Origin of the sequence: Azospirillum sp. B4 (genome assembly GCF_000333275.1) — a bacterium.
In the GTDB taxonomy this organism is placed as follows: domain Bacteria; phylum Pseudomonadota; class Alphaproteobacteria; order Azospirillales; family Azospirillaceae; genus Nitrospirillum.
This window is the reverse complement of the sequence record NZ_BACU01000574.1, coordinates 1-9608: the sequence shown is the minus strand read 5'-3', so window position 1 is coordinate 9608 and position 9608 is coordinate 1. Positions and strand designations below refer to the sequence as shown.

General features: G+C 66.6%; 8 protein-coding genes. All 8 read left to right on the top strand.

Going from position 1 to position 9608, the window contains the following annotated elements:
* Positions 1-1281: TonB-dependent siderophore receptor (locus I55_RS25730; protein ID WP_044563578.1), on the top strand; the 1281-nt coding region annotated here is incomplete at its 5' end.
* Between the two features lie 118 nt (positions 1282-1399).
* Positions 1400-2506, top strand: coding sequence for a PepSY domain-containing protein (locus I55_RS25725; RefSeq protein WP_044563577.1), 1107 nt, complete (start codon positions 1400-1402; stop codon positions 2504-2506).
* Positions 2503-3429, top strand: coding sequence for a glyoxylate/hydroxypyruvate reductase A (locus tag I55_RS25720; protein WP_044563576.1), 927 nt, complete (start codon positions 2503-2505; stop codon positions 3427-3429). Before I55_RS25725 ends, I55_RS25720 begins: the two co-directional genes overlap by 4 nt.
* 341 nt (positions 3430-3770) lie before the next feature.
* Complete coding sequence (locus I55_RS25715; RefSeq protein ID WP_044563575.1) at positions 3771-5069, top strand: FAD-binding oxidoreductase; 1299 nt, start codon at positions 3771-3773, stop codon at positions 5067-5069.
* Positions 5066-6622, top strand: coding sequence for an ABC transporter substrate-binding protein (locus I55_RS25710; RefSeq protein WP_252181317.1), 1557 nt, complete (start codon positions 5066-5068; stop codon positions 6620-6622). Before I55_RS25715 ends, I55_RS25710 begins: the two co-directional genes overlap by 4 nt.
* Before the next feature lie 3 nt (positions 6623-6625).
* The gene (locus I55_RS25705) at positions 6626-7612 is read left to right on the top strand and encodes an ABC transporter permease (protein WP_252181316.1); all 987 of its coding nucleotides are present in this window, start codon (positions 6626-6628) and stop codon (positions 7610-7612) included.
* Positions 7609-8502, top strand: coding sequence for an ABC transporter permease (locus I55_RS25700; protein ID WP_044563573.1), 894 nt, complete (start codon positions 7609-7611; stop codon positions 8500-8502). Before I55_RS25705 ends, I55_RS25700 begins: the two co-directional genes overlap by 4 nt.
* A 1-nt stretch (position 8503) precedes the next feature.
* The coding region (locus tag I55_RS39155) for an ABC transporter ATP-binding protein (protein WP_044563572.1) at positions 8504-9608 on the top strand (1105 nt) is incomplete at its 3' end.

The window sequence follows — 9608 nt, the reverse complement described above, 5'->3', positions numbered from 1 at the left end:
GACTTCAGTGATAAGTGGGGCATCCTGCTGGGGGCCGGCTATCGCACCACCGATCTCAAGGGGTACGGTGAAACACCGGAACTTGTGGCCTCCCGCCAGCCTTTCTTCACCGATGGGCGCACGCTCTCCCGCCAGCGCCGCTATACCACGTATGATACCGAGGACATCGTCCTGCGCGGCGAAATCAACGGGCAGTTCGACACCTTCGGCCTCACACATCACGTGCTGGTGGGCGCGGATTACGACGACTTCAAATTCGACAATTTCCAGACGCGGTCGCGCCCGCCCGCGCTATCGACACATCCGACATTCGCCCAGCAGAACGCCATCGACATCTACAACCCCGTCTACACGGCGGCGAGCTTGCTGCCCGCCACCACCGGCCTGGTCTTTAATCAATACGAGCGCGACAAGACCACCGGCGCTTACATCCAGGACCAGGTTGACGTCACGGACACTGTCAAGGTGCGCCTGGGTGGCCGCTATGACTATTTCAGCCAGACGATCTTGACCCGCGCGACGAACGTGACGACGCGTCAAAGTCCTGACGCCTTCAGTCCCCAGGTCGGTATCGTCTATGAACCGACCAAATCGATCTCGGTCTATTTCAGCTATGGGCAGGGCTTCCGCGCCAACACAGGGCAGGATTACTACGGAACGCCCTTCGCGCCCGAGAAAACGGAATCTTACGAGATCGGCGCAAAATACGTGTCGCCGGACCAGGGGATTACCAGTTCCATCGCCCTGTTCAAGATGAGCAAGGACAACATCATCACGGCCGATCCCGTGCACTCGGGATATGTGATCGCCATCGGCACCGCGGAAAGCAAGGGTGTCGAGTTCGACGTTAGTGCCAAGCTGCCCTATGATTTCCGGTTGCTGGGCAGCTTCGCCTATATCGACGCCTATTCGACATCATCGGTTCTCGACCCCGACTTCGGCAAGGTCGTGGCCGTTGGCGATCCACTGATCAACATTCCCGAACTGAGCGGCAACCTGATCCTGTTCAAGGACTTCTCCGTAATGGAAAAGCCCGCCAGTGTCGGCATCGGGGTCAACTACGTCGACAAACGGCTGGGCGAGACCGGCACGACCTTCACCCTGCCCGCCTACACGCTGGTGCGGTTGATGGGGTCCGTCCATCTGACTGACGACATCGAGCTGAGCGGCGAAATCAACAATCTGTTCGATGAAACCTGGTACGCGAATAGCTACGCGGCGCTATGGGTACAGCCTGGCGCGCCACGCACGTTCAAGGCACGGGTCCGTTACAAGTTCTGACCCGAGGGCGCCCTATCCCTCCGGGGATAGGGCTCGACAGGGCGGCCCCTGCCGCCATTCCGCGACCCTCCCGGCCCGCCAGCGCCCCCGGGTGGCCGCTTTGGGCCGGGAGGACCTCGTGATTTCCAAGCGCGCCCTTTATCAACTGCATAAATACTGCGGCCTGATCGCTGCGGTTTTCATCCTGATCCAGGCGGCGTCAGGTCTCCTGCTGCTGTTCCAGGATACCCTGGGCCCTCGCTTGGACACGAAAGGGCCGCTCCCTCAAACCACGGATGGTGCCGCCGCCGACACCGTGCGGCTGAGACGCCTGCAGGCGGTTCTCGCCACCGCGCATCCCAACGCCACGTTGCGCCGGCTGGACTTCCCCAGCCAGGCGGATGCCCCCTACCTGGCCCATTTGACCGACCCGGATGGCTGCGCCCGCCATGTCGCGCTTGACCCGAAGTCGGCCGGAATTCTGCGGGATGGATCCGTCTGGCGTTTTCCAGCCATCGCGTTACTCCGGCTGCACGACCAGATGCTGACGGGCAGGCCGGGCACGGCCGTCATCATCCTGGTTGGTCTCGCCACGTTGATGGTGACGCTGGCGGGCCTCGCACACTGGTGGCCCCGCCCCGGACGCTGGCGCCAAAGCCTGACTATCCACTGGAGCCAACCGGCACGCATGATTCTGCGGCAAGGCCATCGCATCCTGGGCGCGGTCGCGGCCGTCGTCATCGCCATCAGCGCGCTGACGGGCTTGACCCTGGCGGTACCCATGGTGCTGGCCGCTCCATCCCCATCGCCTACGGCGACCCTAACGACAATGAGCGATTGGGATGGGGCGCTGGCGCTGGCCCGTGCGCGCTTCCCGGGCCACCCCGTCCGCGATCTGCGTTCGCGGGGCGCCGACCTTTTGGATGTGTACTTCCGAGCGCCGGAGTACGGCCCCGTGGCGGTGCACCAAGTGACCATCGATCTGATGTCCGGGCACGAGACCCTGTCCGTGCCCGCTGACCGGAATACCGACGCCTGGGTGGTCGCCCTGCCCATCCATACCGGAGGAATCGCGGGCGCCGCCGGATTGGGGTTTGCCTTGTTCGCCGGCCTCTCGCTGGCGATGCTGGCGATCACGGGGCCGGCCCTGTGGCTGCACCTGGCGGTGGTGAAGGCCCGCAACCGTCGGCGCCGCATGGCCGGAGCGCCATCCCCTGTCACCGCAATCCCGAAGGTGCGGTCATGAGCGTCCTTTACAAGTCCGAGATTGACCGCGGCCGCGCTTGGCAGGCGCTGTTCGCGGACCACGCCCCCGACATCGGCTTCCACCTTTGGCCGGAGATGGGGGATCCGGCGGCCATACGCTACCTCGCGGCCTGGGCGCCAACCGCCGATATCTTTGCGGCCCTGCCCAACCTGGAGGTTCTGTTCTCCATCGGTGCTGGCGTTGACCAGCTTGACCTGTCACAGGTGCCGCCGTCCGTTGCCGTGGTGCGCATGGTTGAAGCCGGCTTGACTGAAGGCATGGTCGAATACGCGGTATTCGCGACCCTGGCCCTGCACCGCCGGGTCATCGAGTACATCAGCGACCAGCGCCAAGGCCGATGGCAACCCGCCCGTCTCGTGCCGCCGGCCCAGCGGCGGGTGGGCGTCATGGGCCTGGGTGTGCTGGGGCAAGCGGTACTGGCCCGGCTGAGCGCCTTCGGCTTCCCTTTGCTGGGGTGGAGCCGAACCCCGCATGCCATTGCCGGCGTGGATTGCTACGCCGGACGCGGGCAGTTGCCGGACTTCCTGGCGCAATGCGACGTTCTGATTTGCCTGCTGCCGCTGACGCCGGAGACACGTGGCATATTATGCCGCGAGACCTTCGACCGGCTGCCCCAAGGTGCCGGGTTGATCAACGCTGGCCGGGGCGGACACCTGATCGAGAGCGATTTGCTGGACGCCCTGGATGGCGGCCGGCTGGCCGGTGCCGTGCTGGATGTGCTGAACAGCGAACCACCGCCAGCCGATCATCCCTTCTGGCGCCACCCCAAGATTCTCCTGACACCGCACGTCGCCAGCATGACCACGGCCGATACCGGCGGTCAGGCCCTCCTGGACAATATCCGGCGTCATCAAGCCGGCATTCCCATGCAGGGCCTGATCCGGCGCGATCTCGGATACTAACGCCGGCCGCCTTTCCCGCGTCGCAGCAAACTATGCTGAATGCGATGGGCAAAAGGCGGAATCCTGCGCCGGCCCGGGGCAGTTTAAGGACATGTTTTGATCGGCCTATGGCCTAATGGGTTCACAAGAATGGTCACCGGACAGGGTGCGCATGGAATGTGGAAAGCGGTGCCGGCCGGCAAGGCCCAACCCTTCCCTTCGACTGGGCCCGCGCCGGAGCCGAACAGCCAAATCATGGCATCCCAAAAGGAAAGACGTCGCATGATCGCGTTCCGGCCCCCAAAAGTCACCGTCGACCGCCACGGCGCCCTGATGGCCGCCGTCATCGGGCCCTGACGTCCATGACCGGACCCAAGACCTGCTCCTACTGGCTGGACACCGCGCCCCCCTTCACCGGCGGCGCGGACGGCGGCCTGGACAGCCGCACGGACGTCGCCATCATCGGCGCCGGCTTCACCGGCCTTTCCGCCGCCCTGGCGCTCAGCCAACGGGGCGTGTCCGTCACCGTGCTGGAGGCGGACCGCGCCATTGGGGCGGCGTCGGGACGCAATGGCGGCCATTGCAACAATGGACTGGCGCACGACTACGCCGCCCTGTCCGCCAAGCTGGGCCGGGATCGCGCCGGCGCCTACTACCGCGCCCATGTCGCGGCCGTGGACACGGTGGAACGGCTGGCGCGCGAGAATGACATCGACTGTGACTTCCGCCGCCCCGGTCGTCTCAAACTGGCGGCCAAGCCCGAGCATTTCGAGAAGCTGGCCAGGGCATATGACGTGTTGCGGGCGGAAATCGACACCGATGTGGAGTTGGTGGCGCCTGGCGACATCGGGGACGAGATCGGCTCCGACGCCTTCCACGGTGGCCTGATCCAAACGACCAGCGCCCAGCTGCACGTCGGCAAGTTCGGGGTGGGAATGGCCCACGCTGCCGCCCGGGCGGGCACCCGCATTCATGAACACACGCCGGCGGTCGACATCCTACGCCGCCCCAGCGGCGGCTGGCGGGTGGTGACGCCCCGGGGCGAGATCGTCGCCGACCAGGTTCTGATCGCCACGGGCGGCGGCGGCACCGGCGGCGCCCTGCGCCCGCTGCAATGGTTCCGCCGCCGCATCGTTTCCGTCGGCAGCTTCATCATCGTCACCCAGCCGTTGGACACGGCGCTGCTGGACCGGCTGTTCCCCAGGCGGCGCAACTACGTCACCAGCAAGAATATCGGCAACTACTTCCGGACCACCACCGACAACCGCCTGGTCTTTGGCGGGCGGGCGCGGTTCGCCGTTTCCAATCCCCTGTCCGACCTCAAGAGTGGGCGCATCCTGGAGACGACGCTGGGCCAGACCTTCCCCGAACTGGCGGGAACGCGCATCGACTATTGCTGGGGCGGCATGGTCGACCTGACCGCCGACCGCCTGCCCCGCGCCGGCCAGCATGGCGGCCTGTATTACTCGATGGGCTACAGCGGCCATGGCGTGCAGATGGCGACCTACATGGGGGAGCGCATGGCCGAGGTGATGATGGGCCGGCCCCAGGCCAACCCCTGGGCGGACCTGGATTGGCCCAGCATCCCGGGGCACCTCGGCAAGCCCTGGTTCCTTCCGCTGGTGGGCGCCTATTACCGCGTCCAGGACATCCTGCATTGACGGCCCGTGCGATCCCATCCCTGATCACGCGGCGGCACCTCATGGGCGGGATGCTGGCAGCGGGTCTGACGGCGGGCGGACCGGCGTTCGGGGCCGGTCAGGAACCGGCGCTGCCCCGGCGAGGTGGCCGCATCCGCGTGGCCGGCATGTCCAGCTCCACGGCCGATACGCTAGATCCGGCCAAGGGCGCCCTGTCAACCGACTACGCCCGCCATTACATGTTCTACAGTGGCCTGACGCGATACCGCGCGGACCTGTCGGCGGAACCCGCCCTGGCGGAGACGCTGGAAAGCGACGACCGGATCCTATGGCGGGCCGTCCTGCGCACGGGCGTGACTTTTCATGATGGCAAGCCGCTGTCACCACAGGACGTGGTCTATTCCCTGATGCGGCACCAGGACCCGGCCACAGCATCGAAGGTCAGGACCATCGCGGACCAGTTCAGGCGCGTCACCGTCTCCGGCTCCAACGAGGTGACGATCGAACTGACCGGCCCCAACGCCGACCTGCCGGCCATCCTGGCGGACTCGCACTTCCTGATCGTGCAGGACGGCACCGCCGACTTTCGCCAGGCCATCGGCACCGGGCCCTATCGCTGCATCTCCTTCCAGCCCGGCATCGCGACCATCGCCGCGCGCAACGAAAACTACTGGGTCGAAGGCAGACCTTATTTGGACGGGATCGAGCTGCTCGGCATTCCGGATGAGGTGTCGCGCGTCAACGCCCTGCTGTCAGGCGATGTCCACCTGGTCAACGCGGTGAACCCCCGCTCCGCCCGCCGTATCGAGGCGTCGCTCGGCCACCGCGTGCTGGAAACCAAATCCGGCCTGTACACCAATCTGATCATGCGGCAGGACGCCCTGCCCACGCGGGATCCGGATTTCGTGCTGGCCATGAAGTTCCTGTTCAACCGCGAACTCGTCCGCCGCACGCTGTACCGCAACTACGCCACCATCGCCAACGACCAGCCAATCCCGCCCGGCAGTCCCTATTACCTGGCCGATTTGCCACAGCGGCCCTACGACCCGGATCGCGCCGGCTTCCATCTGCGCAAGGCGGGCCTGGCGGGGGCGCGGCTGCCTGTCTACGCCTCGCCGGCCGCCGATGGATCGGTGGACATGGCCTCGATGCTGCAGGAATTCGCCGCCCAAGCGGGGCTGCACCTGGCGGTTAACCGGGTGCCGGCCGACGGCTACTGGTCTACCCACTGGATGAAGCACCCGCTGGGCTTCGGCAATACCAACCCGCGGCCGACGGCGGACATGCTGTTCAGCCTGTTCTACAAGTCGGACGCGCCGTGGAACGAATCCGGCTGGCGGAATGAGCAGTTCGACCAATTGCTGCTAGCGGCGCGTGGCGAACGGGACGAGGCGCGCCGGCGCCAGATGTACGGCGACATGCAGGTACTGGTGCATGACCATTGCGGCGTCGGCATTCCGGTCTTCATCAGTTCGCTGGACGGATATGACCAGCGCTTGAAAGGGCTGGGCTCCATCCCCATCGGCGGTCTTATGGGCTATTCCTTCGCAGAACATGTCTGGTGGGAGGGCTGACCCGTGGCCCATGGCTCCCCAAGAAATCGCAGCGGCATCGCCGCGGCCGGTCGCCTGATCCTGCGCAGGCTGGGATCGGCGCTGCTGACCTTGCTGTTGGTGTCCCTGGTGGTCTTCACCATAAGCGCGCTGCTGCCCGGCGACGCCGCGGAAGAGACGCTGGGACAAAGCGCCACGCCGGAGGCCGTGGCCGCCCTGCGCCACCAGATGGGTCTGGACCAGCCGGCACACCTGCGCTACGTGCGCTGGCTGGGCGGCATGATCAAGGGCGATCCCGGCCAGTCGCTGGTGGCGAACATGCCGGTCGGCCAGGTCATCGCCGGACGCCTGCCCAATTCACTGACACTGGCCGGCCTCACCGCCGCCGTCGCCATTCCGCTGGCCCTGGCCATTGGCCTCCTGTCGGCCCTTTACCGCGACACGGGACTGGACCGGGCCTTGAACCTGATGACCCTGGGCATGGTGGCGGTGCCGGAATTCCTGGTGGCGACGATCGCCGTCCTGGTCTTTTCCGTCACACTGCGGTGGCTGCCGTCCATCACCGTGGTGCGTGAGGGAATTGGCTGGGCGGAGATGCTGCGCGGATATGCCATGCCGGTGATGACCCTGGCCTGCGTGACCGTGGCGCAGATGGCGCGCATGACCCGCGCGGCCGTCATCGACCAGTTGAGCCGTCCTTATGTGGAGATGGCGCTGTTGAAGGGGTTGTCCCCCTCGCGCGTCGTGCTGGTCCATGTGCTGCCCAACGCCGTGGCCCCCATCGTCAACGCCATGGCGCTCAGCCTATCCTACCTGCTGGGTGGTGCCGTCATCGTCGAGACGATCTTCAATTATCCCGGCATCGCCAGCCTGATGGTCAACGCCGTCACCAGCCGTGACATGCCCCTGCTGCAGGCATGCGCCATGATCTTCTGCGTGGCCTACCTGTTGCTGATGCTGGCGGCCGACGTCTGCGCCATTCTGGCCAACCCGAGGCTGCGCGGCCAATGACCCCCACCGTCCCCTTGCGCGAGGAAAGCATGGTGAAACCGGCGTCCACAGCCGCGAGCCGGGTTCGGCACTGGTTGTCCGGTCTGTCCACATCGGGGCGGGTGGGCCTGGCGCTGGTCGTCCTGTGGCTGGTCCTGGGCGCCGCCGGGCCCCTGCTGGCGCCCTATGACGTGGGCGCCTTCGTCTCGCCGGAGGTTTTCGACGGCATGAGCGCCCAGCACTGGCTGGGCAGTGACTATCTGGGCCGCGACGTGCTGAGCCGCCTGCTTTCCGGGGCCCAATACACGGTCGGCCTGGCCCTGGCCTCCGCCTTGCTGGCCAGCGCGACCGGCGCCGGCTTGGCGTTGACCGCCACCGTCTGCCCCCGTTGGGTCGATGAGGTGATCAGCCGTTTCATGGACACCCTGATATCCATTCCCAGCAAGGTGTTCGCCCTGGTGCTGGTCGCCGCCTTCGGGTCGTCCCTGACCTTGCTGCTGCTGATCGCGGCGGCGACCTACACCCCGGGGGCCTTCCGGATCGCCCGGGCCTTGGCCATCAATCTAAATCAGATGGACTACGTGCAGGTGGCCTACGCCCGAGGCGAGGGCCGGCTGTACATCGCCACCGCGGAAATCATGCCCAACATGATCCATCCCGTACTGGCGGATTTCGGCCTGCGCTTCGTTTTCATTGTACTGCTGCTCTCAGGCTTGAGCTTCCTGGGCCTGGGCGTGCAGCCGCCCAACGCCGACTTGGGCTCACTGGTCCGGGAGAATATCTCCGGCCTGGGCGACGGCGCTCTGGCCATCCTGGCGCCGGCCATGGCCATCGCCACGCTGACCATCGGCGTCAACCTGCTGATCGACGCCCTGCCGGGGCGCGGCCGGCGCATCACTGGAGGGCGTTGAGATGGGCGCCGCGCAGGATCATGTCCAGGTTTCAGGCCTGCGGATTACCGCGCCAGCCGCTGGCGGCCAGGAAACGCCCATCGTCAACGATGTGGACTTCACCATCCCCAGAGGGCAGGTGCTGGCGCTGATTGGGGAATCCGGGTCGGGCAAGACCAGCATCGCCCTGGCCTTGATGGGCTATGCCCGGGGGGGCTGCCGCCTCGCGGGCGGAGGCGTGCGGGTGGGCGACACGGAAATCTTGACCCTGGACGCATCGCAGTTGCGCACCGTGCGCGGCAACCGGATCGCCTATGTGGCGCAAAGCGCCGCTTCCGCCTTCAACCCGTCGCGCACCATCATGGACCAGGTGGTGGAGGCGGCGGTGGGGCGCGGCCTGATATCCCGGCCGGCGGCCGAGGCCAAGGCCGTGGGCCTGTTCCGCGCCCTGGCCCTGCCCGAGCCGGAAGCCATCGGCGGGCGCTATGTCCACCAGCTGTCGGGCGGGCAATTGCAGCGACTGATGGCCGCAATGGCCCTGATGACGGATCCGGAGCTGGTGATCCTGGACGAACCGACCACCGCCCTGGACGTCACCACCCAGATCGACGTGCTGCGCGCCTTCAAGCGGGTGGTGCGCCAACAGGGCGCCACGGCGCTGTACGTTTCGCACGATCTGGCAGTCGTGGCGCAGGTCGCGGACCGCATCGTGGTGCTGCAACGGGGTCGGGTGCGCGAGGCCGGTGACGCCAGCCAGGTGCTGGAGAAACCGGCCGACATCTATACCCGCACCCTCATGGCGGCGGCACGTCCCTCGACGCAGGCCCGGCCCCACCGCCCCGCCCCCCAACAGGCGCCCCCGCTTCTGGAGGTGCGCGGCCTGACGGCGGGCTATGGCCGGGTGGAAGCGGGCGTGCCCAAGATCCCGGTCCTGCGCGACGTCACCCTATCCATCACCAAGGGCACGACGCTGGGTGTCATTGGCGAATCCGGTTCCGGAAAGTCCACGCTGGCCCGGGTCATCGCCGGCCTGGTGGCGCCCGCCAGCGGCCAAGTGCTGTTCCAGGGACAACCCCTGGCCCCCACATTGTCGGGCCGAACCCGGGAACAATTCCAGCGCATCCAAC

Excerpts from the sequence above, each read along its gene's own strand:
- I55_RS25700 (WP_044563573.1), top strand. The coding sequence starts at position 7,609 with ATGACCCCCACCGTCCCCTTGCGCGAGGAAAGCATGGTGAAACCGGCG.
- I55_RS25715 (WP_044563575.1), top strand. The coding sequence starts at position 3,771 with ATGACCGGACCCAAGACCTGCTCCTACTGGCTGGACACCGCGCCCCCC.
- I55_RS25720 (WP_044563576.1), top strand. The coding sequence starts at position 2,503 with ATGAGCGTCCTTTACAAGTCCGAGATTGACCGCGGCCGCGCTTGGCAG.